Origin of the sequence: Pseudomonas cremoricolorata, assembly GCF_000759535.1 — a bacterium.
GTDB lineage: Bacteria > Pseudomonadota > Gammaproteobacteria > Pseudomonadales > Pseudomonadaceae > Aquipseudomonas > Aquipseudomonas cremoricolorata_A.
The window spans coordinates 433,661-458,920 of sequence record NZ_CP009455.1; the positions used below are offsets into that span (position 1 = coordinate 433,661).

23 protein-coding genes are annotated in these 25,260 nt (G+C 64.2%); 4 read left to right on the forward strand and 19 right to left on the reverse strand.

Features of this window, described 5'->3' with window-relative positions; genetic code table 11:
* Nucleotides 1–67: 67 nt before the first annotated feature.
* Nucleotides 68–985 carry a bestrophin family protein gene (locus LK03_RS01975; RefSeq protein ID WP_049870405.1) on the forward strand — a complete coding sequence of 306 codons (918 nt, stop codon included), beginning with the start codon at nucleotides 68–70 and terminating at the stop codon, nucleotides 983–985.
* Here the strand turns inward: LK03_RS01975 and LK03_RS01980 are convergent.
* The 11 genes from LK03_RS01980 to LK03_RS02030 all read right to left on the reverse strand — a co-directional run bounded on the left by LK03_RS01980 (nucleotide 982) and on the right by LK03_RS02030 (nucleotide 10,715).
* Nucleotides 982–1,374, reverse strand: coding sequence for a lysozyme inhibitor LprI family protein (locus tag LK03_RS01980; protein ID WP_038410853.1), 393 nt, complete (start codon nucleotides 1,372–1,374; stop codon nucleotides 982–984). The genes LK03_RS01975 and LK03_RS01980 overlap by 4 nt on opposite strands.
* Before the next feature lie 193 nt (nucleotides 1,375–1,567).
* The gene (locus LK03_RS01985) at nucleotides 1,568–2,107 is read right to left on the reverse strand and encodes a hypothetical protein (protein WP_038414561.1); all 540 of its coding nucleotides are present in this window, start codon (nucleotides 2,105–2,107) and stop codon (nucleotides 1,568–1,570) included.
* Nucleotides 2,108–2,175: 68 nt separating this feature from the next.
* A complete protein-coding gene (locus LK03_RS01990) occupies nucleotides 2,176–2,739 on the reverse strand; it encodes a GNAT family N-acetyltransferase (RefSeq protein ID WP_049870406.1) in 564 nt (187 codons plus the stop codon).
* Between the two features lie 112 nt (nucleotides 2,740–2,851).
* Nucleotides 2,852–3,235: a YkgJ family cysteine cluster protein gene (locus LK03_RS01995; protein WP_038410854.1), complete on the reverse strand. Its 384-nt coding sequence runs from the start codon at nucleotides 3,233–3,235 to the stop codon at nucleotides 2,852–2,854.
* A 151-nt stretch (nucleotides 3,236–3,386) separates the two neighbouring features.
* The gene (alaC, locus tag LK03_RS02000) at nucleotides 3,387–4,595 is read right to left on the reverse strand and encodes an alanine transaminase (protein ID WP_038410855.1); all 1,209 of its coding nucleotides are present in this window, start codon (nucleotides 4,593–4,595) and stop codon (nucleotides 3,387–3,389) included.
* A 231-nt stretch (nucleotides 4,596–4,826) separates the two neighbouring features.
* Entirely contained in the window at nucleotides 4,827–5,714 is an 888-nt protein-coding gene (cyoE, locus tag LK03_RS02005; RefSeq protein ID WP_028695963.1) for a heme o synthase, read from the reverse strand.
* A gap of 11 nt (nucleotides 5,715–5,725) precedes the next feature.
* Nucleotides 5,726–6,058: a cytochrome o ubiquinol oxidase subunit IV gene (gene cyoD, locus LK03_RS02010; RefSeq protein ID WP_028695962.1), complete on the reverse strand. Its 333-nt coding sequence runs from the start codon at nucleotides 6,056–6,058 to the stop codon at nucleotides 5,726–5,728.
* The gene (gene cyoC, locus LK03_RS02015; protein WP_028695961.1) at nucleotides 6,058–6,681 is read right to left on the reverse strand and encodes a cytochrome o ubiquinol oxidase subunit III; all 624 of its coding nucleotides are present in this window, start codon (nucleotides 6,679–6,681) and stop codon (nucleotides 6,058–6,060) included. The genes cyoD and cyoC overlap by 1 nt, the downstream gene beginning before the upstream one ends.
* Before the next feature lie 3 nt (nucleotides 6,682–6,684).
* A complete protein-coding gene (cyoB, locus tag LK03_RS02020; protein ID WP_038410856.1) occupies nucleotides 6,685–8,703 on the reverse strand; it encodes a cytochrome o ubiquinol oxidase subunit I in 2,019 nt (672 codons plus the stop codon).
* A 3-nt stretch (nucleotides 8,704–8,706) separates the two neighbouring features.
* Nucleotides 8,707–9,651, reverse strand: a complete 945-nt coding sequence (cyoA, locus tag LK03_RS02025; RefSeq protein WP_038410857.1) for a ubiquinol oxidase subunit II — start codon at nucleotides 9,649–9,651, stop codon at nucleotides 8,707–8,709.
* 557 nt (nucleotides 9,652–10,208) lie between these two features.
* Complete coding sequence (locus LK03_RS02030) at nucleotides 10,209–10,715, reverse strand: disulfide bond formation protein B (protein ID WP_038410858.1); 507 nt, start codon at nucleotides 10,713–10,715, stop codon at nucleotides 10,209–10,211.
* A 501-nt stretch (nucleotides 10,716–11,216) separates the two neighbouring features.
* Between LK03_RS02030 and LK03_RS02035 the strand changes: the two genes are divergently transcribed.
* The 3 genes from LK03_RS02035 to LK03_RS02045 are packed head-to-tail and all read left to right on the forward strand — an operon-like array spanning nucleotide 11,217 to nucleotide 15,848.
* Nucleotides 11,217–13,250, forward strand: a complete 2,034-nt coding sequence (locus LK03_RS02035; protein WP_038410859.1) for a TonB-dependent receptor plug domain-containing protein — start codon at nucleotides 11,217–11,219, stop codon at nucleotides 13,248–13,250.
* On the forward strand, nucleotides 13,237–14,529 hold the full coding sequence (locus LK03_RS02040; RefSeq protein WP_081951529.1) for an ABC transporter substrate-binding protein: 1,293 nt from the start codon (nucleotides 13,237–13,239) through the stop codon (nucleotides 14,527–14,529). Before LK03_RS02035 ends, LK03_RS02040 begins: the two co-directional genes overlap by 14 nt.
* Complete coding sequence (locus LK03_RS02045) at nucleotides 14,526–15,848, forward strand: di-heme oxidoredictase family protein (protein ID WP_240478640.1); 1,323 nt, start codon at nucleotides 14,526–14,528, stop codon at nucleotides 15,846–15,848. Before LK03_RS02040 ends, LK03_RS02045 begins: the two co-directional genes overlap by 4 nt.
* A gap of 4 nt (nucleotides 15,849–15,852) precedes the next feature.
* On the opposite strand, the gene LK03_RS02050 is transcribed toward LK03_RS02045, so the two are convergent.
* The 8 genes from LK03_RS02050 to LK03_RS02085 form a co-directional block, all read right to left on the reverse strand.
* Nucleotides 15,853–17,220: a sensor histidine kinase gene (locus LK03_RS02050; RefSeq protein ID WP_038410860.1), complete on the reverse strand. Its 1,368-nt coding sequence runs from the start codon at nucleotides 17,218–17,220 to the stop codon at nucleotides 15,853–15,855.
* Nucleotides 17,217–17,879 carry a response regulator gene (locus tag LK03_RS02055; RefSeq protein WP_038410861.1) on the reverse strand — a complete coding sequence of 221 codons (663 nt, stop codon included), beginning with the start codon at nucleotides 17,877–17,879 and terminating at the stop codon, nucleotides 17,217–17,219. Before LK03_RS02055 ends, LK03_RS02050 begins: the two co-directional genes overlap by 4 nt.
* Nucleotides 17,880–17,985: 106 nt before the next feature.
* A complete protein-coding gene (locus tag LK03_RS02060) occupies nucleotides 17,986–18,795 on the reverse strand; it encodes an SDR family oxidoreductase (RefSeq protein WP_038410862.1) in 810 nt (269 codons plus the stop codon).
* Complete coding sequence (locus LK03_RS02065; RefSeq protein WP_038410863.1) at nucleotides 18,782–19,456, reverse strand: TenA family transcriptional regulator; 675 nt, start codon at nucleotides 19,454–19,456, stop codon at nucleotides 18,782–18,784. Before LK03_RS02065 ends, LK03_RS02060 begins: the two co-directional genes overlap by 14 nt.
* Complete coding sequence (locus LK03_RS02070; RefSeq protein ID WP_038410864.1) at nucleotides 19,453–20,928, reverse strand: AMP-binding protein; 1,476 nt, start codon at nucleotides 20,926–20,928, stop codon at nucleotides 19,453–19,455. Before LK03_RS02070 ends, LK03_RS02065 begins: the two co-directional genes overlap by 4 nt.
* Entirely contained in the window at nucleotides 20,918–21,595 is a 678-nt protein-coding gene (locus tag LK03_RS02075) for a thermostable hemolysin (protein ID WP_038410865.1), read from the reverse strand. Before LK03_RS02075 ends, LK03_RS02070 begins: the two co-directional genes overlap by 11 nt.
* A gap of 108 nt (nucleotides 21,596–21,703) precedes the next feature.
* A complete protein-coding gene (locus LK03_RS02080) occupies nucleotides 21,704–24,208 on the reverse strand; it encodes a TonB-dependent siderophore receptor (RefSeq protein ID WP_049870407.1) in 2,505 nt (834 codons plus the stop codon).
* A 109-nt stretch (nucleotides 24,209–24,317) separates the two neighbouring features.
* On the reverse strand, nucleotides 24,318–25,259 hold the full coding sequence (locus LK03_RS02085) for a FecR domain-containing protein (protein WP_038410866.1): 942 nt from the start codon (nucleotides 25,257–25,259) through the stop codon (nucleotides 24,318–24,320).
* Between the last annotated feature and the right edge of the window lies 1 nt (nucleotide 25,260).

The following is a 25,260-nucleotide window of genomic DNA, read 5'->3' on the forward strand; positions in this document are numbered from 1 at the left end:
GGGACGCGCGAACCTTGCTCGGGTCGCGACGTCCGATGACTCATGTCAATGAACATGAGCACGCATTTTGAAAGAAGCCATTGCCCGTAAATATCGCCTGGTGGTGAAGACCTTCGGCTACATCGGCTGGTCACTGTTCTGGCTGTTGATCTGGGACGTCGTGGTGACCATCGACTTCATGCTGTTCCTCAACAGCAAGTTCAACCTGCCGTTGATTCCGCTAACCCTGCTCGGCTCGGCGCTGGTGGTGCTGGTCAGCTTTCGCAACAGCAGCGCTTACAACCGCTGGTGGGAAGCGCGCACGCTGTGGGGGGCCATGGTCAACAGCTCGCGCAGCTTCGCCCGCCAGGTGTTGACACTGGTCGACGATGGCGACGAGGGCCTCAACCCGGTGAAGGCGACGCTGCTGCGCCGTCAGGTGGCCTACGTCAATTGCCTGGCTGCGCACCTGAAAGGTGAGCCGTGCCCGCCGGAATTGATGGCGTTCATCCCGCAAGGGGAGTTCGAGCGGCGCAACGGCTCGAACAACTTCGCCAACGACATTCTTGCCGGCTCCGCCGCGCTGCTGGCCCGCGAATACAAGGCCGGGCGGCTCGACAGCATTCGCCTGGCCCGGCTGGAATCGACCCTGGTGGATATTTCCAACGCCCAAGGCGGCATGGAGCGCATCGCCAATACGCCCCTGCCCTTCCCCTACGTGTATTTCCCGCGGCTGTTCATCAGCCTGTTCTGCCTGATCGTGCCGGTCGGCATCGTCGAATCGCTTGGCTGGTTCACCCCGCTGGCCTCCACCGTGGTCGGCTTCATGCTGCTGGCGATCGAGCGAATCGGCACCGACCTGCAGAGCCCGTTCAAGGTCAGCGAACACCAGATCAAGATGGACGCGATCTGCGAGACCATCGAGCGCAACCTGGAATCGATGCAGCGCGAGGCGCAGTGCGAAAGCCAAGGTGACGAAGTACTGATCGAAACGACCCGCAGTTAACCTTCAGGGTTAAGCATGCGCTCCAATTCATGGGCGCGGCTCTCGGTCATGTCCTTGATGCACATGGCACCGTCCAGTTGCGAGAGGGTGCCGTCATTCAAACGCCCCCAGAACGTGCAGTTGCTGTCGCGGTAGGCGATCCAGTTGCGCTGCACTTCGCGCAGAGCCTTCTGTTTCGGCGCTGCAAGTTTGCCCATCAATTGCTTGTAAGCCTGATTCAGGCGCGTGTCCTGGCGAGTGCTTTCGCTCTGGATGCAGGTGCTCATGAGCGAGGTGCTGGAGGCTTTGTCCATGCATTGGGTGTAGGCCTTGGAGCCTTCGGCGGCGTGTGCATTTGAAAGCATCAGAGCCGCGGCGATGGCGCTGGTCACAAGGGGGAGCTTGAGCATGAGTGGGTCGTCCATTGGTTGTGCGCAAAATGTGCAGGAATTACGCCTGACAGCTCTGCCAGTCGAGCGCTATCCGAGTATCCAAGACAGTCTGTCAGATACGCCCGGCAGAGACAGACATGACTGATCGCTTGACTCTGCAAGCCCCGGGCAGTTCCGGCAAATGCAACAACGCAGTGCACACGCCCTACCGCTACAACACTTGCCCCTGCTCGGCCGGCATCAACACCGCCCCCGGCTCGAAGCGCAGCGCCGGCGTCTGCAACCCGGCATACACCACCGCCAACAGCGCCACGATCATCGCGCCATCCCACCAGCGCCAGCCCGGCACATCCAAGGCACTGCGCGCCTTCCAGCAATGCCAGGCCTGGCCTGCGCAGAACGCCAGCAGCGCCAGCGCCCACAGATAAAAGCCCAGTCCCAGTGCAGTGACGTCATGGAAGGCATAGCTGACGTTATCCGGCAGCCGCTCGATGGCAAAGCTGCCCAGCGCCATATACAGCGCGCCAACACCCGCCAACAGCGCCAGGCGCCGGAAGCGTCGATGCGCCAGAACAGCCAGGGCGAACAAAGGATTGGCGAACCACTGGAACAGCCCGAAGGGCATGCCCCATGGCCCGTAGATGAGCATCTGCAACGCAGACAACTGATAGCCGCCGCTCATGTGTGCGCCGGCGAAGAACAGGCTGGCGAGGTACAGCAGCAGGCTCAGGGAGAGGTAGTAGGCAGGCAAGAACACGACCGCAGGCAATTGAAACGGGGCCCGACCATAACCCGGCAACGAATAGCGCTCAACCGCACTCAGGCCACCGGCGGTTCCAGCAGCAGACCATACAGCCCTGAGTCGGACAGTTCACCGGCGATACACCAGCGTGCACGCAAGGCGCCTTCGAGCACGAAACCCTGACGCTCCAAGGTGCGCGCCGAACCGTCGTTACGCGGGTCGATTTCCGCCTCCAGGCGGCGCAGGTGCAGGGTGTGGGCCAGGTAGTCGATAAAGCAAGTCAGCGCTTCATCCATGTAGCCGCGCCCTTGCACGGCGCTGCTCAGGCAGTAGCCGATTTCGCCGCGGCGAGAGGCCGGCTCGAGGTTGAACAGCTGGACCATGCCGATCAGCTCGGTGTTGTCACGGCGGTACATGCCCAGCTTGAGCTGACGCCCTTCGACATAAGCCTCACGGTCAGCCGCCAGGGCGCTCTCGGCCTCGGCCACGTCCTGCCACGGCGCGTGATGCCAGTAACGCATCACCTGCGGGTCGGCCATGATCGTCAGCCAGGTCGGTGCATCGGCATGACGCATGGGCCGCAGGAGCAGGCGCGGGCTGTGCAGGCACAGATCGCTGGGGAAGCTGTAAGGCTGGGGCACGCGCACTCTCCGTTACCGTGACATGACGCTCCAGTGTCATCCGAGAAGTGTGCGCGAGCGGATCAGGCCTTGGTCGTATGGACATCTGCGACAACCGCCACGACAGCCTCTATCACGCCACCTGTGCGCCGTCGTCGTTATCGTCCGGCCAATGCGGTTCGTTGGCCTCCAGCGGTGGCAGGCCATAGGCCGCACGCGCTGCATCGCAACTGGGGTTGTGCACACCATCGACCCACGAGGCCTCGAACTCGCGGCAGGGGCTGGAGCGGTTGGCGTAGATGCTGCAACCGACCCTCTTGCCGATCTCGCCATCCAGGCTGATGCAACGGGTGGGCTTGGCATCGGTGCCGATCATGGCCACACGGGTGGGGTTGATCTGTACCACCAGATCATCGGGCACCAAACCGCCGGCAGACTGGCATTCGCCCCAGAAGAAAGACACACGAAAAAACCCGCAGCAGGCGCCGCAGTCAAGGCAAGGGTTGTATTCGGACATGATGCCCACGGAGGGAGAGTTGAGGGGAGCGGGTCTTGCCCGCGCGCTCTTTTTAATCCAAGGCCGTGCGGCTGAGAAGAGGGGCGATGAAAAATAAATCGCCGTCGATCCGACAGTATGAGGAGGCCGCCTGGCGACCTCCTCGACCGGGCTATTTGTGGCTCAGGCCGTCGGCGCGGAACATCTGCCGGATGCCGCGAATGGCCTGGCGGATACGGTCCTGGTTCTCGATCAGGGCAAAACGTACATGGTCGTCGCCATAGTCACCGAAGCCGATACCCGGCGACACGCAGACTTTGGCTTCGGCCAGCAATTTCTTGGCGAACTCCAGCGAGCCCAGGTGGGCATACGCCTCGGGAATCTTCGCCCAGACATACATAGAGGCCTTGGGGTTCTCGACCATCCAACCCAGCTCGTGCAGCCCCTTGACCAACAGGTTGCGCCGCTGCCGGTACTGCTCGGCGATATCGCGCACGCACTGCTGATCGCCCTCCAGCGCGGCGATGGCGGCCACTTGCAGCGGTGTGAAGGTGCCGTAGTCGTGGTAGCTCTTGATCCGCGCCAGGGCGCCGACCAGCTCCGGGTTGCCGACCATGAAGCCGATGCGCCAGCCGGCCATGTTGTAGCTCTTGGACAAGGTGAAGAACTCCACGGCGATGTCCTTGGCCCCCGGCACCTGCATGATCGACGGTGCCTTCCAGCCGTCGTAGACGATATCGGCGTAGGCCAGGTCGTGAATCACCAGCACGTTGTACTGCTTGGCCAGCGCCACCACGCGCTCGAAGAAGTCCAGTTCGACGCACTGCGCGGTCGGGTTGGAGGGAAAGCCCAGAATCATCATCTTCGGCTTGGGAATCGACTCGCGGATCGCCCGCTCCAGCTCATTGAAAAAATCCACCCCCGGCACCAGCGGCACCGAGCGCACCTGCGCACCGGCGATCACTGCGCCGTAGATATGAATGGGGTAGCTGGGGTTAGGCACCAGCACGGTGTCACCCTGATCGAGGGTGGCGAGCATCAGGTGCGCCAGGCCTTCCTTGGAACCGATGGTGACGATGGCTTCGCTTTCCGGGTCGATATCGACCTCGTAGCGCTGCTTGTACCAGTTGGAGATGGCCCGGCGCAGACGCGGGATACCGCGGGAGGTGGAGTAGCCATGGGTGTCGTCACGCTGGGCGACCTGCACCAGTTTCTCGACGATGTGCGGCGGCGTGGCGCCGTCAGGGTTGCCCATGCTCAGGTCGATGATGTCCTCGCCACGGCGGCGGGCGGCCATCTTCAGTTCGGCGGTGATGTTGAACACGTAGGGCGGGAGGCGATCGATGCGCGAAAAGCGGCGTGGCGTGACGGAGTCGGCCATGGGGTGTTTCCTCGAAGTACGTAAGCGCCCGGAACCGTCCGAGCGACGCTGGCCACTGCGGCGGCCATGACGAAACATACTGCCGTAAACCGACTCTTGTAAACGAATATTTCCTGTTTAGCGGATGATTTTCAGATGCTTTGCATGAAATATGGCGCATAGGCTTTGCGCCGCCCAATAAAAAACCCCGACGCAAGCGTCGGGGTTTTCAGTGCAGCAACTGCCGGGCTATCAGCGTGCGTAGGTCATCAGCACGTCGGCGGCGGTCTGGCTGTCCACCGACATCATCAGGCTCAGGGCCGTGACGGTGAGGATGGAGAAACCAAAGACCTTGCGCGCCCACTTGCTGTCGTCCTCGGCCTTGTAGCCGCCCCAGGCCATGTACAACCAGTACAGGCCCATGGCCGCGGCGACCACCAGGTAACCCAGGCCGGCGTAACCGCCCAGGGTCAGCATCAAGGTGGCCAGCACGAACGCCAGCACGTACAGCACGATCTGCTTCTTCGCTGCCAGAACACCGCGCGCCACCGGCAGAACCGGGATGTTGGCCGCGCTGTAGTCCTTGAAGCGGAAGATGGCGATGGCGAAGCTGTGCGGCATCTGCCACAGGCTGAACATCACCAGCAGCGTGAAGGCTGCCAGGTCGAAGCTGTTGCTCACGGCGCAGTAGCCGATCACCGGAGGCATGGCACCGGACAGGCTGCCGACCAAGGTGCCGTGCACCGACTTACGCTTGAGCCAGAGGCTGTAGAAGCCCACATACACCACGAAACCGATCAGTGCGCAGTACGCCGCCAGCGGGTTGGCCTGGACGTACAGCAGGCTGAAGCCGGCCACCCCGAGCAGGGTGGCGTAGAGCAGCGCCACGGGCAGGGACATGGCGCCCTGAACCATGGCGCGATTCTTCGTGCGCTCCATTTTCTGATCGATGTCACGGTCGATGCAGTTGTTGAATGCACAGCCGGAAGCGACCACCAGGGACGTGCCGACGATCACCGCCAGCAGCAGTGCGAAGTCCACGTGGCCCTTGGCAGCCAGGAAGAAACCACCTGCCACGGAAATCACGTTGCCGAAGATGATGCCCGGCTTGGTGATCTGGATGAAGTGCTTCACGGACATGCAGACTTACCTCACTTGGCCATCATTTCGATGTGGATGCTGAACATGATCCACAGCGACAGGCCGACCAACAGTGCAATCACCATGACGGTGAAGAGGAACGTCGAAACGTTGTTGCGTTGCTGCTTGGAGCGGTCCATGTGCAGGAAGTACACCAGGTGTACCACTACCTGGATCACTGCCATGGCGACGATCACCAGAACCGTGAGGTTCTTCGGCAGCATGGGCGACATGGCCAGGGCGAACGGGATCGCGGTCAGGATGATCGACAGTACGAAGCCGATCATGTACGACTTCACGCTACCGTGGCTGTCGTCGTGATGCGTGTCGTGTGCATTGGCCATTACAGAACCCCCAGCAGATAAACGACGGTGAATACGCAGATCCAGACCACGTCGAGGAAGTGCCAGAACAGGCTCAGGCAGCTCATGCGGGTCTTGGCGGTCGGCGTGATGCCGTGCTTGTTGATCTGGAACATCATGATCGCCATCCAGATCAGGCCGGCGGTCACGTGCAGGCCGTGGGTACCGACCAGCGCGAAGAACGCCGACAGGAAGCCACTGCGCTGCGGGCCGTAACCCTCGCCGATCAGGTGATGGAATTCATAGATTTCCATCGCGATGAAGCCCGCACCGAACAGGAAGGTCACTGCCAACCAGCCCAGTACGCCTGCCTTGTTACCGGCGAACATCTTCAGCATGGCGAAGCCGAAGGTGATCGAGGACAGCAGCAGGAACGCGGTTTCTACCAGCACGAAGTCGAGCTGGAAGATGTCATGACCCGACGGGCCGCCGGCAAAACTGCCGGACAGCACCGCGTAGGTGGCGAAGAGCGACGCAAACAGGATGCAGTCGGTCATCAGGTACAGCCAGAAACCGAGTACGGTCATCTGGCCCGAGTCGTGGTGGTGATCGTCGTGCCCATGGTCGTGGCCATGAGCGTCACCGTGGATTACTTGACTGGACATTGATTACACCCGTTCAAACGTTTCGACACGTGCGCCATTGGTAGGCACACCGGCGAGCTGCAGAGCCCGATGGCGTTCACCTTCGATACGCGCCACTTCTTCAGCCGGAACCATGTAGCCCTGATCGTCACGCGCAGCGTGGCGAACGAAGACGGCGATGGTCGCAACCAGGCTCAGACCTACCAGCCACCAGATGTGCCAGATGAAGGCGAAGCCGAAGACGGTCAGCAGCAGGCCCATGAACAAACCGGTGGAGGTATTGCTCGGCATGTGGATCGCTTCGTACTTGGCCGGAACCTTGTAGGCGACACCGGCTTCCTTGGCTTCGTGCCAAGCGTCCAGACCCACTTTCTCAGGCATGTGAGCGAAGTTGTAGAACGGTGGTGGCGACGAAGTGGACCATTCCAGGGTACGGCCGCCCCATGGGTCGCCAGTGACGTCCATGTTCTGCTTGCGATCGCGGACCGAGACGAAGATCTGGATCAGCTGGCAGGCGATACCGAACAGGATCAGCACGGCGCCGACGACGGCTACGTACAGGTAGGGTTCCCACAGCGGGTTGTCGGAGTGGTTCAGACGACGGGTCATGCCCATGAAGCCCAGCGCGTACAGCGGCATGAAGGCCACGTAGAAGCCGGAGATCCAGAACCAGAACGCAGCCTTGCCCCACTTCTCGTTCAGGGTGAAGCCGAAGGCTTTCGGGAACCAGAAGGAGAAGCCAGCGATGTAGCCGAAGACGGCACCGCCGATGATCACGTTGTGGAAGTGAGCGATCACGAACAGGCTGTTGTGCAGAACGAAGTCAGCACCCGGTACAGCCAGCAGAACGCCGGTCATACCACCGATCGAGAAGGTGACCATGAAGCCCAGGGTCCACATGATCGGCGCGGTGAAGCGCAGACGGCCCTGGTAGATGGTGAACAGCCAGTTGAACAGCTTCACACCGGTCGGGATGGAGATCAGCATCGTCGCCAGGCCGAAGAAGGTGTTGACGCTGGCGCCGGCACCCATGGTGAAGAAGTGGTGCAGCCAGACCGCAAAGCCCAGTACGGCGATCGCGCCCGAGGCGTAGATCATCGCGTGATGGCCGAACAGACGCTTGCCCGCGAAGGTCGAGGTGACTTCCGAGAACACACCGAAGGCCGGCAGGATGAGGATGTACACCTCAGGGTGACCCCACGCCCAGAACAGGTTGACGTACATCATCGGGTTCCCACCAAGCTCGTTGGTGAAGATGTGGAAGTCCAGATAACGGTCAACGGTCAGCAGTGCGAGTGCGGCAGTCAGGATCGGGAACGAAGCGACGATCAGCACGTTGGCCCAGGTGCAGGTCCAGGTGAAGATCGGCATGTCCATCAGTTTCATGCCAGGGGCGCGCATCTTCATCACGGTGACGAGGAAGTTCACGCCGGTCAGTGTCGTACCCAGACCTGATAGCTGTAGCGCCCAGATGTAGTAGTCGACACCCACCCCAGGACTGTACTGAATACCCGCAAGCGGCGGATAGGCAACCCAGCCGGTCTTGGCGAATTCACCGACGCCCAGCGAGATGTTGACCAGCAGCACGCCTGCCAGCAGCAGGTAGAAGCTCAGGGAGTTGAGGAACGGGAAGGCCACGTCACGGGCACCGATCTGCAGCGGAACCGCAAGGTTCATCAGACCGGTGAAGAACGGCATCGCCATGAAGATGATCATGATCACACCGTGGGCGGTGAAGATCTGGTCATAGTGTTCAGGCGGCAGATAGCCTTCGGAGCCGCCGGTGGCGACCGCCAGCTGCGTACGCATCATGATGGCGTCAGCGAAGCCACGCAGCAGCATGATCATCGCGACGATGATGTACATCACGCCGATTTTCTTGTGGTCGACCGTGGTCAGCCACTCGGACCACAAGTAGGTCCACTTGCGGAAATACGTAATCAGACCGACGACAGCGATACCACCGAGCGCGATCATGGCAAGCGTCACCATGACTATCGGCTCGTGATAGGGTATCGCCTCCAGACTTAATTTACCGAACATCTCTTACTCCTCTGCCCCGGCAGCTGATTGCTTACTCGACTCAACACCCTGGGTTGTGGCCAGATCCTTGCTGCCTTCCTGTTCGTGGCTCGGACGACCGCGATTCATACCAGCGTACTTGTCGACGATGATCTGGAACTGGTCGGGCGAGGCCTCGCTGTACAGCGCAACTGGGTTGTTTTCGCTAGGTTTGGCCAAGGCCTCGTAGGCTGCCTTGTCCAGTTTCAACGGCGACCGCTTCACTTCAGCGACCCAGGCATCGAACTCAGCCTGGGAAGTAGCGGTAGCCTTGAACTTCATACCGGTGAAACCGGCGCCGCTGTAGTTGGCGCTGATACCGTCGAATACACCTTCTTCGTTGGCGATCAGGTGAATCTTGGTGGTCATGCCGGCCATGGCGTAAATCTGGCCGCCCAGACCCGGAATGAAGAACGAGTTCATCACGGCATCGGAGGTCACGCGGAAATTGACCGGAGTGTTGGCCGGGAAGTTGATCTTGTTCACCGTGGCAATGCCTTGCTCGGGATAGATGAACAGCCATTTCCAGTCCAGGGCGATCACGTCGATCTGTACCGGCTTGACATCGGAGTCTAGCGGACGATAGGGATCGAGGCGGTGCGTGGAGAGGTAGGTGACGTAGCCCAGGGCGATGATGATCAGGATCGGGATGATCCACACCGCGGCTTCGATCTTGGTCGAGTGCGACCAGTCAGGGGTGTAGGTGGCGGCTTTGTTGGAAGCACGGTACTTCCAGGCAAAGGCCAGGGTCATGATGATGACCGGCACCACCACCAGCAGCATCAGGCCGGTTGCGATCAGGATCAGGTTCTTTTGCTCAATGCCGACCTGGCCCTTCGGGTCGAGCAGGGTCCAGTTGCACCCACTGAGTAAAAGCATGCCTAAAACGGGCAATATGCCGAACAGTCTGGGGTAACGCTTTTTACTCATCTCACGACCTCTAGATCAGCTTGCTTCAATGCAATTGTGTTTTGGTAGCCAACACTTCGTCCTGCCAAGCGTTAGCATTTTTCGCTCGAATTCGCTCCTGCCTGTGATCCGACTGCAGGATCTGGCTTGGAGCGTGCTCAACGGTGCTTAGGTATCTTAGGCAAACGGCCTGTGCTTCAGACCAAGTCCATTTGGTGCGAGAAAACGCGGAGGGGTGTCCGCCCGGGATCGCCGTAGGGCGATACTCGACGAAGTCAGCAAAAAGGAGGCTGAAGCTTCCTTCTATCCTGCGACTCGCAAGCAGTTGCCGAACGGAAATTGGGGGCGATTGTAGTTAGCTGGGCTGCTGGTGACTATGACTTATTGAGCAACAGTCTTTTACATCTGCGGTAACAATGAACCGCACAATGTCAGCTTTGCGACAGTTTGTCGCACCCCTGCCCATCCCGTTGCAAGCCGCGTGGCATAAGGCTTTGCAGGTCTGGCGCAGGGCCTGTGGAGGAAAGACCGGGTCCAGCGTCAGGGGATTCCACGGCCCTCAGGGTGCGGCATTTTGTCTACCTGCGGCGGCGATTTCGCAGGATGCCTAGCGGTACCAGGATCGCGGTCAGCACGAAGGCGACCAGCGCCCACTGCGCGAGGGACAAACCGAGGATCGGCGGGTACGGCGTACTGCAGAAACCATCGACCTGGAACGCCAGCGGCCAGACCTTGGCCAGCGGCAGGTCATCGACGATGGGTTGCAGGGTATCGATGCCGCAGCTGACCATCGGGTTGGCGAGTATATAGACATGGTTGCCCGCCGCAATGATGCCGCCAATGGCGCTGGCCACCACCAGCCCTTCGCAGACCGTCAGGCTGCGCCGCCCCGGCATCGCCGCGCCGATGAAGGCGAACACGGCGATCAGCAACAGCGCATAGCGTTGCAGGATGCACAGCGGGCATGGCGCCTCGCCCAGCACCACCTGCATGTAAAGCGCACCGCCGATCAGCGACAGGCAGATCACTCCAAGCAGCACAAGAAAGCGCCGTTCCCGGTTGAGGGTGGAGAGGTGTTGGGTCATTGCCGGTTCCTTCGATCAAGAGAATGCACTGCACGAGGCGTTAGGACCAGCCCCCGGAAAATCGGTTCAACCACCCCCACAGCGGGCGGGCGCCGCAACCTTGTGCCCCGGTCGGTGGGTCAGCCGGAGTGAAGAATACAGCGATTAATGCAGGATTAAACCTGGCCCCCGGTCAATCTCGCGGCAGCATCCACCTCTGCAGGACGGTCGACGCCGCCGCTTCATTAATACGTCTGCATCGGCAAACTCAGCCCGCAATAAGCCGCCTCTATCGCCCGATCTACCCTGTCTAACGCTATATATAGTTGTATATATCGATGTCATTTAGACATCTGCGCCGCTACTATCTGCGACGCCACGCTGGCATCGAAGCACCTAATAGCACCCACTCAGCCTGCCTGATCAGGCTGATGAAGTTCCCTAGGCGCGCGCACAGGTCGCTATATCCAAAAATTTATAATAAGGCCGCCGAACACGGTGGCATGCACGACAGGAGTTGTCATGAACGTTGCACCTTCTCGGGCATTGACCCTGGCCATCGTCGCCAGCGCCGCGCCCTTCGCCCTCGCCGATAGCCCCGCTTTCACCCTCGGCGAAATCCGTATTTCGGCGCCGGAAGACGAAAAGCTCGCCACCGGTAGCACCACCCTCGAGCTCAAGGACATTCGCCAGTTCGACCGCGAAACAGTCGGCCAGGCACTGGCCCTGGCTCCGGGGGTCAATCTTGGCTACATCGGTGGTCGCGCCGAGCAAGTGGTTTCAGTGCGCGGCTTCGATCGCCTGCAAGTGCCGGTGTTCATCGACGGTATTCCCACCTACGTGCCGTACGACGGCAACATCGACCTGGGTCGCTTCACCACCTATGACCTGTCGCGCATCGAGGTGTCGAAGGGTTTCTCGTCGCTGCTGTACGGCCCCAACGCCCTGGGCGGTGCTATCAACCTGATTACCCGCCGCCCCAGCGAAGCCTTCGAAGGTGAAGTCGGCGGCGGCCTGGAGATGACCGACCACGGCAACCCCAACGCCTGGCGCAGCTACGCCAACCTGGGCAGCAACCAGGGCAACTGGTGGATGCAGGGTGGCGTGTCGTACGTGGACTACGACTACACCATGCTCTCGGACGATTTCCGCCCCAATAACCTGCAGCAGGGCGATGGCCGCCGCGAGAACAGTCAGCGCCGCGATGGCAAGTTCAGCTTCAAGCTCGGCTTCACCCCGGTCGAAGGCGATGAGTACGTGCTCGGCTACGTGCAACAGCAAGGCCGCAAAGGCCAGCCGCCCTACGCTGGCGAGCTGCCTACCACCGGCCAGCGCAAGCGCTGGTGGCAATGGCCGCAGTGGGACAAGACCAGCCTGTACCTGAGCACCAACACCCGCTTTGGCGAGCATGGCCTGAAGACCCGGGTCTTCCATGACACCTTCAAGAACTCGCTGGAAAGCTACCAGTACGACCTGGGCCAGGTTGGCGCACTGCAGAACGGTTTCCCCAGCAAGTACGACGACGAGTCCAGCGGCTTCTCGGTCGAGGGTGATCTGGCCGTGACCGAGGCCAACCGGTTAGGCATCGCCTACCACTTCAAGGAAGACATTCACCGCTCACGGGATGGCGGCGACCCGCAGACCCACTTCCGCGACCAGACGCAATCGCTGGCGTTCGAAGACACCCTGCGCCTGAACGAGGTGTTCAGCCTGGTCGGCGGCGTGTCGTACAACTACCGCAAGAGTCTCGACGCCGAGAACTACGGCACCAACGCCAGCTCGCCGCGGATCAAGACGCTGTACGACGAACCCACCGGCAGCGACGACGCGGTCAATGGCCAGCTCGGCTTGTTCATGAACACCCAGCCGCTGTTCGACCACGACGGCCAGGTACGCCTGACCGTGGCGCGCAAGACCCGCTTCGCCACCATCAAGGACCGCTACTCGACGCGCTTCGGCACGGTGATTCCAAGCCCCGACCTGAAATCCGAACGCGCCACCCACTACGAGCTGGGCTACAGCGGCGCGCTGACGCCGCAGTGGCGCCTGGATGCCGCGTTGTTCGTCAGCAATATCGACGACTCGATCCAGCAGGTCACGGTGCCGGCCCAGGACAACTGCGCAGCCCCTTGCGGCCAGTACCAGAACATCGCCAAGGCGCGTAACCGCGGGTACGAACTGGGCCTGAACGGCGAAGTCGGCGATTGGGAACTGGGCGCCAGTTATACCTACCTCGACCGGGAAAACCGCAGCAATCCCGAACTGCACCCGATCGACACACCCCGCCACAACCTGTTCGCCTCGGCGGTATGGAACCTCGATGCCTGGCAGCACACCTTCAGCGTCGACGCCGCCTCACGCCGCTACAACACCTCGGACGGTCTGCAGACTTCCAGCGGCTATGCGGTCTACAACGCCAAGAGCGGCTACCGCTTCAGCAACGACGTGAAGGTGGAAGCCGGCGTGCGCAATCTCTTCGACCGCCTGTACAGCTACAGCGAAGGCTATCCGGAGCCGGGCAGAACCCTGTTCGTGCAGTTCAATGCGCCGTTTTAGGCCGTGGCTGCTGGCCCTGTGCTCGGCGAGCGCGCTGGCTGCGCCCGCCGAACCGGTGGTGGTCATGACCAGCTACCCGGAAGAAGTCATGAGCCGCTTCGAGGACGCCTTCAGCCAGGCTCATCCGCAGTGGCGCGTGCAGATCCTCTGGCGTCAGGGCTACGATGCCCTGCCCTGGCTGCGCCAGCCCGAACAAGGCGGCGTCGATGTGTACTGGGCGCCGTCGCCGGGCAACTTCGAGCGCCTGGCGGCAGAGCACGCCTGGCAACCGCTGGGCGTCGACCTGCGTGGCCTGCCGGCGCGCATTGGCGCCACGCCGTTGCGCGATGCGCAGGCGCGCTACCAGGCCACCGAACTCGCCGGCTACGGTTTTGCCAGCAACCCGCAGCGCCTGCGGGAACTGGGCGTGGCGACGCCGAAGGATTGGCTTGAGCTGCTCGACCCACGCCTGCGCGAGCACATCGCCCTGCCCGACCCGGCCCGGGTCGGCTATGCGCCGGTGCTGCTGGATATCGTGCTGCAAGCCTACGGCTGGGAACGCGGCTGGGCGCTGTGGAGCGAGCTGGCCGGACGCGCCAGGCTGGTCAGCCGCGGCGGCAGCCTGGTCAGCGATGAGGTGGCCAGCGGTCGCTCGGCGCTGGGGCTATCGATCGACTTCTTCGTCGCCTCGGCGATCAGCAATGGCCAACCGGTACGCTTCACCTACCCGCGCCATGGCGGCCTGAATCCGGCGCACATCGCCATCAGCGCGGGCGCGAAGCATCCTGACGGCGCGCGCGCCTTCGTGCGCTTCGTGCTCTCTGACGCTGGGCAACAGCTGCTGGCCGACCCGGAAATCCGCAAGCTGCCGGTACGCCCCGAGGTCTACCGCAGCCTGCCGGCGCACTACCCCAACCCATTCCGCGGCGCGCAACGAGGCGACTTCGCCTACCGCAACAGCAGTGCCGAGCGTCTGGCGCTGGTCACCTCGCTGTTCGTGCAGTGGCCCGGCCAACCCCACGAGCGCCTCAATGCGCTGTGGCAGCGGATTCACGCCGGGGAAGCCGCCGGGCATGACCTCAGCGCCGTGCGCGCCTGCCTCAACCAACCGCCGTTGAGCGCCAGCGCCGCCGAAGCGCCGGCGTTGCTCGCGCTGTTCGCCACGCGCCCCTCGGCGGGCATGGGCAATGTGCCTGCCAGTGAGCAGGAACCGTTGGGCCAGCAAGAGATCGCCTGGCAGTTCTACAGCGCCCAGCGGCAGGCCGAGGCGCAGCGCTTGCTTGAGGCCATGGGCCTGTGAACACGCGCTGCGCCCTGCTCGGCCTGGGCCTGCTGCTCAGCGCCGGAGGGCACGCCCAGGTGCCGCGCGAAGCCTTCGCCCAGCCGCTGCCGGCGCTAGCCAGCGATGCCCAGCTCGAGCAGTTCTTCAAAGGCCGCGGTCTGTTTCGTCAGGCCTGGGTTGTCGCGCCCTCGGCCGATGAGTCGGCGCAGGGCTTGGGGCCGCTGTACAACCGCATCACCTGCATCGCCTGCCACCCGCGCAATGGTCGCGGCCAGGCGCCGAGTGAGCCCGAGGCGCCGATGCGCAGCATGCTGGTGCGCCTCTCGGTGCCGGGCAAGGATGCCCACGGTGGCGTGCTGCCGCACCCGCTATACGGTGATCAGTTGAATGAAAACGGCATTCCCGGCGTGCCCGGCGAGGGTCGCGCGCACCTAGACTGGCAGTACAGCGAGGTCACCCTCGGCGACGGCCAGCGCGTCGAGCTGCGCGAGCCGCGCATCCGCTTCAGCGAACTGGCCTACGGCACACTGGACGGCGTACAGACCTCGGCACGGGTCGGCAGCGCGGTGTTCGGCCTGGGGCTGCTCGAAGCGGTCGATGCGCAAACCTTGCAGGCCTTGGCCGCAGCGCCCAAGGCGGACGGTGTTGCGGGGCGGGTCAACTGGGTGTGGAGCGTCGAGCGCCAGCGCCTGGAAGTCGGTCGCTTCGGCCTCAAGGCCAACCAGCCTGACCTGGCGCAACAAATCGCCAGCGCCCTGCACGGTGATCTGGGCATCACCACGGCGCTGTATCCCCAGCAGAACTGCACGCCAGCGCAGACCGAGTGCCAACAGGCCGAACGCGGCCCGCAGCCCGAGCTGGATGCCCAGCGCCTGAGCGCCCTGCACTTCTACCTCGCGCATCTGGCCGCACCGCCTCGGCGACAGCGCGACGCCGCGCCGATCAAACAAGGCGAACAACTGTTCAGCGAGCTGGGCTGCGGGCAATGCCACGTCCCGCGCCTGACCACCGGCCAGCACCCCAACTACCCGGCGTTGTCGCAGCAAGCGATCGAGCCCTACACCGACCTGCTGCTGCACGACATGGGCGCAGGGCTGGCCGACCATCGCCCCGACTACCAGGCCAGCGGCCGTGAATGGCGCACCGCGCCGTTGTGGGGCCTGGGCCTTGGCGAAGTCATTACCCCCGGCGCGGGTTACCTGCACGACGGGCGCGCGCGCACTGTGGAAGAAGCGATCCTCTGGCACGACGGCGAAGCACGACCCGCCCGCAAGCGCTTCAGCGCCTTGCCAGCGGCGCAACGCGAACTGCTGATGGGCTTTCTGCGTTCGCTGTAGCCGCTCAGCGCCGGGCGATGCGCAGAGTGGCGGTCAGGCCGCCGTCTGCGCGGTTGTCCAGGCGAACATCGCCCCCCAGGCGCTCGGCGATGGTCTGCACGATGGTCAGGCCCAGGCCCACGCCCTGGTCGTTGCCTGAACTGAAGAAGCGTTCGAAGACCCGCTCGCGGTCTGCCTCGGCGATGCCTGGGCCACGGTCGGCGACGCTCAGGCTGAAATGGCTCGGCGCGCTGCTCAGCGTCACGCTGAGGGTGGCGCCGGGCGGCGAGACGTGGGCGGCGTTGCTCAGCAGGTTGTGCAGGGCGATGGTGACCCAGCCGACATCGACGCTGGCATGGTAATCGCCAGGCTGCACATCGAACTCCAGTTCCAGGCCTTTGTCGAGCAGCCAGGCGGTGAGCTGCACCAGGCTCTCGCGCACGCTGGCCTGCAAATCCACGGCAGGCAACGCGGCGCTGCTGGCACGGGGTTCGAGGCGGGCCATGGTCAGCAACTGGTTGACCAGCCGGGTGGTGCGGTCGACGCCGCTGATCAGGTAATGCAGCGATTGCGCCTGCTGCTCGGCACTGCCGGTTTCCAGCAGGTTCTGCGCGTGCACCCGCAGCACCGCCAGCGGTGTGCGCATCTCGTGGGCGGCATCGGCGATGAAGCGCCGTTCGCGCGCCAGCACCTGCTCGATCTGCGCCAGCATGCGGTTGAGCGCCGACTGCATCGGTTCCAGTTCGCTGGGCAGCGGCAACAGGTGCAAGGGCTCCAGCGAGCCGGCATGCCGGGCGCGCAGCGTGCTCGCCAGATCGGCCAGCGGTTGCAGGCCCCAGCCAATGGCCAGCCACACCAGCGCCGCGAGAATCAGGCTGCCGATGACGTTGGGCCATAGCGTGTGGCGCACGATGCGCTGCACCAGGTCGGCGCGCACGTCGTCGCGCTCGCCGACCCAGATGCGCAACTGGTGCTGGGTATCGAGCAAGACGAAGCCGCGCCAGGTGCGGTGCTTGAGGTCGGTGACATCGTTGAAGCCAGGCTCGCTTGGCGGGCGCTCGAAGCGCGGCGCGCTGGCGGTCTGCACCAGCAGCGCGTTCTGCTCGTTCCAGACCTGAAAGGCGATCTTGCGCTCATAGGGATGCCCGTCGAGCTTCGGTGCGGCCTCGCCCAACGCCTTGTTGAAGGCTTGGTACAGCGCCGCCTGCTCGCCCACGGCCACCGGCATGCGCATCACCCCTTGCAGCAGGCGAGCGTTCTGCGCCAGTTGCGCGTCGTACACCTCGGCGATTTCATGGCGGCTGTCGTGCAGGTTGAGCAGGCTGATGATCAGCAGTCCGCCCAGCAGCAGGCCGATGATCAGGGTCAGGGTGCGGCGGCGGATCGAGCTCATCGCTTGGGTTCCAGCCGATAACCGACCCCGCGCACGGTGCGAATCAGCTCGGCGCAGAACTTCTTGCGCAAATGGTGGATGTGCACTTCCAGGGTGTTGCTCTCGGCCTCCTCGCTCCAGCCGTAGAGCAACTGGGTAAGGCGCTCGCGGGACATCACCCGCCCCGGCGGCGAGAGCAATTCGTGCAGCAGTTGGTATTCCTTGGGGGTCAGCGCCACCGGCTGGCCCTGGTAGCTGACCTGCTGGCTGCTGGGATCGAGGACGATGCCGGCGTGCTCGATCAGGGCGCTGGCGCGCCCGGCACTGCGGCGCAACAACGCGCGTAGACGCGCCTTGAGTTCGGCCAGGTCGAACGGCTTGACCAGGTAATCGTCGGCGCCGGCATCGAGCCCGGCGATGCGGTCTTCGGTGGCATCGCGGGCGGTGAGAATCAGCACCGGCAGCGCCGCCCCGCCCTGGCGCAGGCGGCGCAGCACTTCCAGGCCGTCGAGCTTGGGCAGGCCGAGGTCGAGCACGGCCAGGTCGAAGCTTTCGCTGCGCAAGGCATGCAGCGCGCTGCTGCCGTCGTGCAGCCAGTCGACGGTATAGCCCTCGCGACGCAGCGCCTGGTGGATGCCCTCACCGAGGGCGACGTCATCTTCGATCAGTAGTAGCCGCACCCGCGCCTCGCTCAGTCAGTCTTGTCGGCCAGCAGCGCCTGGCAACCCTGGCCGGGCGCTGCTGAAGGTAGAAGCGATCCCTGGAAAAGTACAGGCTCAGCCGCGCTCAAGGTTCGGCTGCGTCCACGGCGGGTTTCTGGCTCAACCGGCGAATCAACGGCAGCTGCTTGCGCAGCGCCCAGTCGACCAGTTTCGGCAGCACGCTGTTGAGGCCCACGAAGAGCCGTTCCGGGCGGCCTAGAAACAGCTCGCGGCGCCCGCCGGCAATCGCCCGCAATACCGCAGCGGCCACCACCTGCGGCTCGTCCACGCCGCTGTTGAGCGCTTCGTTCAGGGCTTGAGCAGCGGCGCTGTTCATCCTGGTGCGAGTGGCCCGCGGGGCAACATACAGCACGTTCACCTGGGTATCGGCCAACTCGCGGCGCAGCGCTTCGGAAAAGCCGCGCAAGGCGAATTTGCTGGCGCTGTAGGTGGCGTAGCCGGGGTAGCCCAGCGAGCCCAGGGTCGAGCCGACGTTCACCACCCTCGCCTCCCCGGCCATGCGCAGTTGCGGCAACAGCGCGCGGGTCAGGCAGATCGGCGCGGCGACATTCAGCGCCAGCATCGTCTGTACCTCGGCGTCGTCGAGCTGTTCGAGCAAGGCGAAGCGATTGACCCCGGCGGCGTTGATAAGCAGGTTGCAGCCGCCAGCTCGCTGCGCGGCCTGCACCACCTGCTGGCGATCGCTGGCGCGGGTGAGGTCGGCCTGGACCCACTGCACCTGTTGCGGGTAGCGCGCCAGCAGCCCTTGCAAGGCCTGTTCGTGTCGGGCCACCGCCAGCACCTGGGCGCCGGCCGCGCACAAGCCTTCGGCAATCGCCAGGCCAATGCCGCCGCTGGCACCGGTGAGCACCACCCGCGCTTCAGACCAGCGCATGGGCCGGCTCCTCGACCCGCGGCAGGCCACGGAACATGTCGGTGTACAGGCGATACACCACCTTGGAGGCGTGAATCACCGCCGCGTGGTCGGCCGGGTCTTGCAGTTGGTCCATCAAGCGCCGGTAGGTCTGCATGTGCTCGACGTCCAGCGCGCCATGGGAATTGAGGTAGCGGAACGCCGTATCGGGCAGGCCCAGGCGGTTCTGCACGCTGCCGGCGGCTTGGGTCGCCAGGGCGATGCTGGTGCCTTCGAGCACATTGACCATGCCGAACAACCCCACCGGATTGCCCCGGGCGATCAGGTCGTAGAGAAAGCTCACCATCAGCTCGATGGGCAGCGCCGGGGTGCCGTCACGCACCGCCTGCGGGTCCCCGCCGCAGGCTTGCAGGTCGTCGAGAATCCACGCTTCGTGGCCGTATTCCTCGTCGATGTATTCGCACACCGCAGCGCGCAACCACTCCAGCCGCGCCGGCAGTCGCGCACCACAGGCCATCATCAACGGCACAGTGTGGCGCACGTGGTAATAGGCCTGGGTGAGAAAGCCGCGGTAAGCGTCGAGGCTGACCTGGCCTTGCAGGGCATCACTGATGATCGGCAAGGTGAACAGGGTCTGGCGCTCGCGGCGGGTGGCGTGTTGCAAGGTTTCGAAAAAGCTCATGGGGTGATGTCCTCGGTGGGCAGGGTGGGGCTGAGCAGCGGGCGATAGCGCTCGATGATGGCGTCGCGGCGCAGACGGCCGTTGCTGGTGAGCAAGCCGTTGACGGTGCTGAACGGTTCGCTCAGGCGGCTCCAGCGGTGGACCTGGGCGTAATCGGGCAGCCCCTGATTGGCCTGGGCCACGGCCTCGGCCAGGTGCTGGTCGCCAATGGCCGGGTCGTGCGGCCAGAGCAAGGCGTGGTTGTGCGCCTGCGCTTCGCCATGCACCAGGGCCTGGGCGATGACCCCACCCTGACTCAGTTCGGCCTCGACCCACTCCGGATTGACGTTGCGCCCAAAACTGGTGATGAACTGATGTTTCTTGCGCCCACGCAGGTAGAGGTAGCCGTCGGCGTCGAACCAGCCGAGGTCACCGGTCGGCCACCAGCCCTCGGCCGGCGCCGGCTCACCCAAGTAACCCAACAGCGTGGCGCCCTGGACCAGCACCTCGCCGTCGTCGGCCAGGCGCACCTGCACATGGGGCAACGGCAGGCCGACGCTGCCGGGGCGCTGCGCCCTGGGCCGGTTCAGACACACCACCGAGGCGCATTCCGACAGACCGTAGCCTTCATACAACGGCAGCCCGACGTGCTGCGCCCGCGCCAGCAAAGACGCCGACACCTTCGCCCCACCCACTGCGACAAAGCGCAGACGGCGCGGGTCGAAGGCGCCCTGCTCGGCGGCCAGCACCAGCAGTTGCAGCAACTGCGGCACCAGAATCAGGCTATGGGGCTGGCACTCGGCCAACAGGGCGAACAGGCGCGGTGCATCCACCCCGCTGGCACCGTGCAGGCCAACCCGTTGCAGGCTCGGCAGGCTGAGGCACGCGCCAGCGAGCAACGCGGCATAACCACCGATGTTCTCCAGCAACACCGCCAACGGTAACAGCGCCAGATGCTGGCGCGGTGCATTGACCGCGCTGGCCTGGTGCAACGCCTGGGCCACGCCGAGTACGCTGGCGGCGCTCAGGCACACCCCTTTTGGCGTGCCGGTGGTGCCCGAGGTGAAGGTCAGCTTGGCGGTGCCGGGCAGTAACTGCCCGGTTGCCACCGGACGCTGCCAGAACGGCCCTGGGCGGTAGCCGGCGGCACGCAACTCATCGTCCAGGGCAGCTTCGGCGATCACCACGTCGCAGCCACTGCGCGCCAGGCAATGGGCGCGCTGCGCCGGGGTGAAGAAGCCTGGCAGGGTCACGCAGGCCAGACCCTCGAACAGCACGGCCAGATCCCACAGCATCGCCTCGACGCCATTGTCCAGCAGCAACGCCACCACCCTCGCGCCATGCTCGCGCAGGCGCAGGCGACGCTGCTCGACCTCATCCAGCAGCTCGGCGTAACTGACCTTGCGCTGATCGCCGAGCAGCGCCACGGCATCCGCGTCGCGTTGGGCATGGCCGCGCAGCCGCTGATGAAACTGCTCCAGCTCAGGCGACATGGCTCACCTGCCCGCCTTCGGCGTCCAGGCCCAGCCGGGCGAAAATGCCAGCCTCGCGCAAATGGGCGAAACCGGCGCGAATGTTGCCCACCTGCACCTGCGGCTGCTGCTGGTAATAACGACCCCAGGCGTGGCGCTGTTCGCCCAGGCGCAGCGGGTCGGCCAGGCACAGCGCCTGGGGTTCGAGGCCCAGGCGATGAAAGCTGTTGGTGAGGGTGGCGGCGCCGGTGAAAGTCACCCACTCCAGCCCGGCGCTGGCCAGAAGGTAGGTCAGGACGACGATGCTCAGGCGCGCACTGCCCGTGTCGGCGGCGGCCAGGTTGCCGATCTCGACAATGCTGCTGCGGCGCACCAAGCCTTGCATGCGCTCACTGACCAGCCGCTCGATGGGCGCGTCCAGATACTGTTCGAGAAACAGCGTCGTATTCGTGGCCAACCGCGCACCGGCTACCGCATGCAGTGCGCCGTCTGCATCGGTGACGGCAAACAGCTCGGGCATGAACTGGCTGATCTGCGCGCCGTGGGCGCAGCGGAAGCGCTCGGCGATGAAGGTTTCGCAAGCCAGGCGCGACGGTGTTGCCGGTTGCACCCGGGCAACACTGAGCGTCTCGCCGTGGGCGGACACCACGCGCAAGGCGGCAGGCAGGTAACGAAAGTGACAGGGCATGCTCGATGACTCCCGTGGATGGCATGGGCCGGGAGTATCGAGAAGGTTTCTTAATGAAGTCTGAAGATCAGGCCGGGCATCAGCGTGGCGTGCATGCCCGGCTGCGCATCAGAATTCGCCGCGCAGACTGACGGTGAAGTTGCGCGGGGTGCCGTAGAAGTTGCCGTAGTCCGAGTAACCGACGGTGGAGTAGTAGTGCTTGTCGAACAGGTTGTCCAGGTTGCCGGCCACGCTCCAGTGCTCGTCCAGTTGGTAGTGGGCAAAGGCGTTCCACAGCGCGTAGCCGGCCTGGGAGAAGCGGTAGTCGACGCTGTCACCGGTCAGGCCACCGTTGGCATCGCGCAGCAAGGCACTGCCCGACACATAGCTGGCGCTTTGCGCGGTGACGCCGCCGCCGACCTTGAGCTGCGACAGCACCCCTGGCAACTGGTAGGTGGCGAACAGCTTGGCCAGGTGCCGCGGGGTCAGCGAGTTGTAGGCTGCGCCGGACACCTTGTTTTCGTTGTGGTTGTAGGTGTAGCCGAAGGTGGCTTCGAGGCGTTCGGCCAGTTCACCGCTGACCTCGAAGTCCAGGCCTTTGCTCACCACCTCGCCATCGTCGGTGTAGCAGCAGCTGGTGCCGGTGGTGGAGTTGGAGCTATACGGGTAACGCGGATCGCGCAAAGCCGAGCCGTTGCGCTGGGTGTAGTACACCGCGGCATAGGTGTTGAGACGCCCGCCGAGCAGTTCACCCTTGATGCCCAGTTCATAGTTGCGTCCGGTGATCGGGTCGAGCGAGGTGCCACCGCCGGGTGGGCCGGTGTAGCGATCGGACTGGGATTTGTAGATTTCCGCCACGCTGGTGTAGGCGGTCCACTCCGGGGTCAGGTCGTAGGTCAGGCCGCTGTAGGGCAGAAACACCCGAGTGTCTTCGACCTTGTTCGGCGTACTTTTACCAGTGGCATAGGTCAGGTTGTCGTAGCTGTAGTGGTAGTTGTTCAGGCTGCCGCCAATGAACCAGTGCAAAGGCTCGGCCAATTGCAGGCGCAACGCGCCGTAAACGCCGTCGGTCTTGGTGTTCTGGGTCAGGTAACCGAACGGGCTCGAACGCCCCTTGTTGGAGGGGTAATCCTTGGGGTCGAAGTTGAAGATGTCGTCGACCACGACATCACCGCTGCTGGCGGTATCGTCCCGGCCCTTGCTGTCGGTCCAGTTCCACCCGGCGGTCAGGCCATGCTCCAGGCCGAACCACTCGAACGTGCCCTTGAGCGAGACATCGATGGCCTTCTCGGTTTTCGGGAAATGCTGCGTGCCACCTTCAGCGAAGACCCCGCCGCCGGTCTGCGGGTCGACGGCACCGTTGAAGTTGTAGTCGTTACGGTACTCACGCTGGCGGTTGTACTGGGTGTCCAGGCTCAGGGTCCAGGCGTCGCTCAGCTGGCGGTCCACGTGCAGGAAATAGGTGTTGTTGGTCAGGTAGCGCACATCGGTCGCTCCGGCCAGGTAGGTGCTGCGTGGCAGCTTGAGGTCTTCGCCGGTGGCATAACGCGGCAGGCCGTAATCCTGGTCGCTGCCGCGCAGGTTGTCGTGGGTCATGCCGCCGTACAGCGTGGTGGCGTCGTCGAGGTCGGCTTCGAGCACGCCATACACCAGCTTGCGCTTGGCCCCGGCGTAGTCGATGAAGCTGTTGCGGTCCTGGTTCACCGCCACCAGCCGCCCGCGCAGGCGGCCATCGAAGGCCAGCGGGCCGCTGACGTCCAGCTCCTGGCGGTAGTTGTCCCAACTGCCGGCCGAGAGCATGACACTGGCCTGGGGCGTTGCCGTGGGCCGTTTGCGCACCAGGTTGACGGTGCCGCCCGGCTCACCGGCGCCGGCGAACAGGCCATCGGCGCCGCGCAGCACCTCCACATGGTCGTAGATGGCCGTGTCCATCTCCATCCACGCGGCATGGCGCAGGGTGGCGCCGCCGTCGAGGCGGAAGTTGGTCACCTCGAAGCCGCGCGAGAGGTAAACGGCGCTGGTCATGCTGCCTTGGAATTCGGTGATGCCGGTGGTCTGCTGCAGGGTTTTGCCAAGGGTGGTGAGCTGTTGGTCCTGCAGGCGCTGGCGGGTCATGACACTGACCGCCTGCGGGGTTTCCTTGATCGACTGCGGCGCCTTGCCGACCGACACCTGGCCCACGGTGTAGGAACGGCTGCCCTCACTGACGTTGCCCAGCGTATCGCTCAACCCGTCGACCGTGGTCGCGCCCAGTTGCAGCGCGGTGTCGCTGCTGTCCTGGGCCAGCAAGGTGTAGCTGGCGCTACCATGGGCGACGGCTTGCAGCCCGGTGCCTTGCAACAGGCGATCGAGCGCCGCCTGCGCGCTGAACACGCCCTGCACGCCCGGCGAGGTGCGGCCACGGCTCAGCCCCGGCTCGTAGGAAATGCTTGCCTTGACCTGACTGCCATAGGCTGACAACGCATCTTCCAGCGGCCCAGCGGGAATGGCGAAGCGGTACTCGCTCTGCTGCGTCTGCGCCCAGGCCGGTACGCTGACCGCGCTGAACGAGACAGCACTGGCGACAAGGGCGGTGCTGAGCGCCAGCGGCAAGGCGCGAAAGCGAGCGTGACGGGGTGCGGTGGTGCCTGACATGACGGTGCGATTCTCCAGTGGCAGAAGGATGGCGTCTGCGCGCCTCTCTGTCTCTGTCGAATGAGAATCAGAATCTACAACACCTGGCTGCAAAAAAGTTTCGATTCGGTCAGGCCACCGGCTGCAGCCGCTCGACCCGCCCCCACCAGCGGCTGATCCAGCGCACCCGTATCGGCAAGGTGCCACTGAGGTTGGCCAGCACCGCGTCGCTGTCGTCGACCTGGAATATCCCGGAAATACGCAGCCCCGCCGCCTGCTCATCGCACACCAGTCGCCCCGGTCGATAACGCGCAAGTTCGGCGATGAACGCATCCAGACGCCAGTCCGCGACGATCAACTGCCCGCGCAGCCAGGCATCGCCGCCGGCCGCCAGCGCCAGCACCGGTTGCACCTGCGTAGCGCTGAATAGGAGGCGCTGACCGGCCTCGACCCGCAGCTCTGCGGCGGCCAATGGGCTGACCTGCACGGCATGCTCGAACACGCTGAGCTGGGTGCCGGCCTCATCGCTGCGCACCATGAAGCGCGTGCCCAGCGCTTGCAGGCTGCCGGCCGCAGTCTGCACCCGAAACGGTCGTGAATCGGCAGCGGTTTCGATCAACACCTCGCCCCGGCGCAGGCGCAACTGGCGCTGCTGCGCGTCGAACTGCACATCCAGCGCCGTGTCGGTGTTGAGCACCAGCCGCGAGCCATCGGCCAGGATCACGTGGCGTCGCTCACCGACCCCGGTGTGCAGGTCGGCCAGGGTGTTGCGCCACGGTGAGTACGGCAAGCCCAGCGCCGCGCTGCCACCAGCGGCCAGCAGCAGCGCCAGTACCTTGAGCACCTGCCGGCGCTGGGCCTGGGCGCCGTTCAGCGCGGCCTTGGCAATGCCGCCCTCGAGGCCGCCAAGGGTCGCCTGCAAGCGCGCCACCCGCGCCCAGGCCAAGGCATGCGCCGGGTCGCTTTGCAGCCACTGACGATGCGCTTCGCGAGCCGCATCGCCCTGCTCGCACAGGGTCACGTACCACGAGGCCGCCGCTTCCAGGGTCTGCAGGCTCGGTTTGCCAGACACG

What these genes read in the sequence shown, in the direction of transcription:
- cyoC (WP_028695961.1), bottom strand. Translation starts at nt 6,681, where the DNA reads ATGTCCAGTCAAGTAATCCACGGTGACGCTCATGGCCACGACCATGGG.
- LK03_RS01980 (WP_038410853.1), bottom strand. Translation starts at nt 1,374, where the DNA reads ATGCTCAAGCTCCCCCTTGTGACCAGCGCCATCGCCGCGGCTCTGATG.
- LK03_RS02065 (WP_038410863.1), bottom strand. Translation starts at nt 19,456, where the DNA reads ATGAGCTTTTTCGAAACCTTGCAACACGCCACCCGCCGCGAGCGCCAG.
- LK03_RS02035 (WP_038410859.1), top strand. Translation starts at nt 11,217, where the DNA reads ATGAACGTTGCACCTTCTCGGGCATTGACCCTGGCCATCGTCGCCAGC.
- LK03_RS01995 (WP_038410854.1), bottom strand. Translation starts at nt 3,235, where the DNA reads ATGTCCGAATACAACCCTTGCCTTGACTGCGGCGCCTGCTGCGGGTTT.
- cyoD (WP_028695962.1), bottom strand. Translation starts at nt 6,058, where the DNA reads ATGGCCAATGCACACGACACGCATCACGACGACAGCCACGGTAGCGTG.
- cyoE (WP_028695963.1), bottom strand. Translation starts at nt 5,714, where the DNA reads ATGTCCGTGAAGCACTTCATCCAGATCACCAAGCCGGGCATCATCTTC.
- alaC (WP_038410855.1), bottom strand. Translation starts at nt 4,595, where the DNA reads ATGGCCGACTCCGTCACGCCACGCCGCTTTTCGCGCATCGATCGCCTC.
- LK03_RS02070 (WP_038410864.1), bottom strand. Translation starts at nt 20,928, where the DNA reads ATGTCGCCTGAGCTGGAGCAGTTTCATCAGCGGCTGCGCGGCCATGCC.
- LK03_RS02040 (WP_081951529.1), top strand. Translation starts at nt 13,237, where the DNA reads ATGCGCCGTTTTAGGCCGTGGCTGCTGGCCCTGTGCTCGGCGAGCGCG.
- LK03_RS02075 (WP_038410865.1), bottom strand. Translation starts at nt 21,595, where the DNA reads ATGCCCTGTCACTTTCGTTACCTGCCTGCCGCCTTGCGCGTGGTGTCC.
- LK03_RS02030 (WP_038410858.1), bottom strand. Translation starts at nt 10,715, where the DNA reads ATGACCCAACACCTCTCCACCCTCAACCGGGAACGGCGCTTTCTTGTG.
- cyoB (WP_038410856.1), bottom strand. Translation starts at nt 8,703, where the DNA reads ATGTTCGGTAAATTAAGTCTGGAGGCGATACCCTATCACGAGCCGATA.
- cyoA (WP_038410857.1), bottom strand. Translation starts at nt 9,651, where the DNA reads ATGAGTAAAAAGCGTTACCCCAGACTGTTCGGCATATTGCCCGTTTTA.
- LK03_RS02050 (WP_038410860.1), bottom strand. Translation starts at nt 17,220, where the DNA reads ATGAGCTCGATCCGCCGCCGCACCCTGACCCTGATCATCGGCCTGCTG.
- LK03_RS02060 (WP_038410862.1), bottom strand. Translation starts at nt 18,795, where the DNA reads ATGCGCTGGTCTGAAGCGCGGGTGGTGCTCACCGGTGCCAGCGGCGGC.
- LK03_RS02080 (WP_049870407.1), bottom strand. Translation starts at nt 24,208, where the DNA reads ATGTCAGGCACCACCGCACCCCGTCACGCTCGCTTTCGCGCCTTGCCG.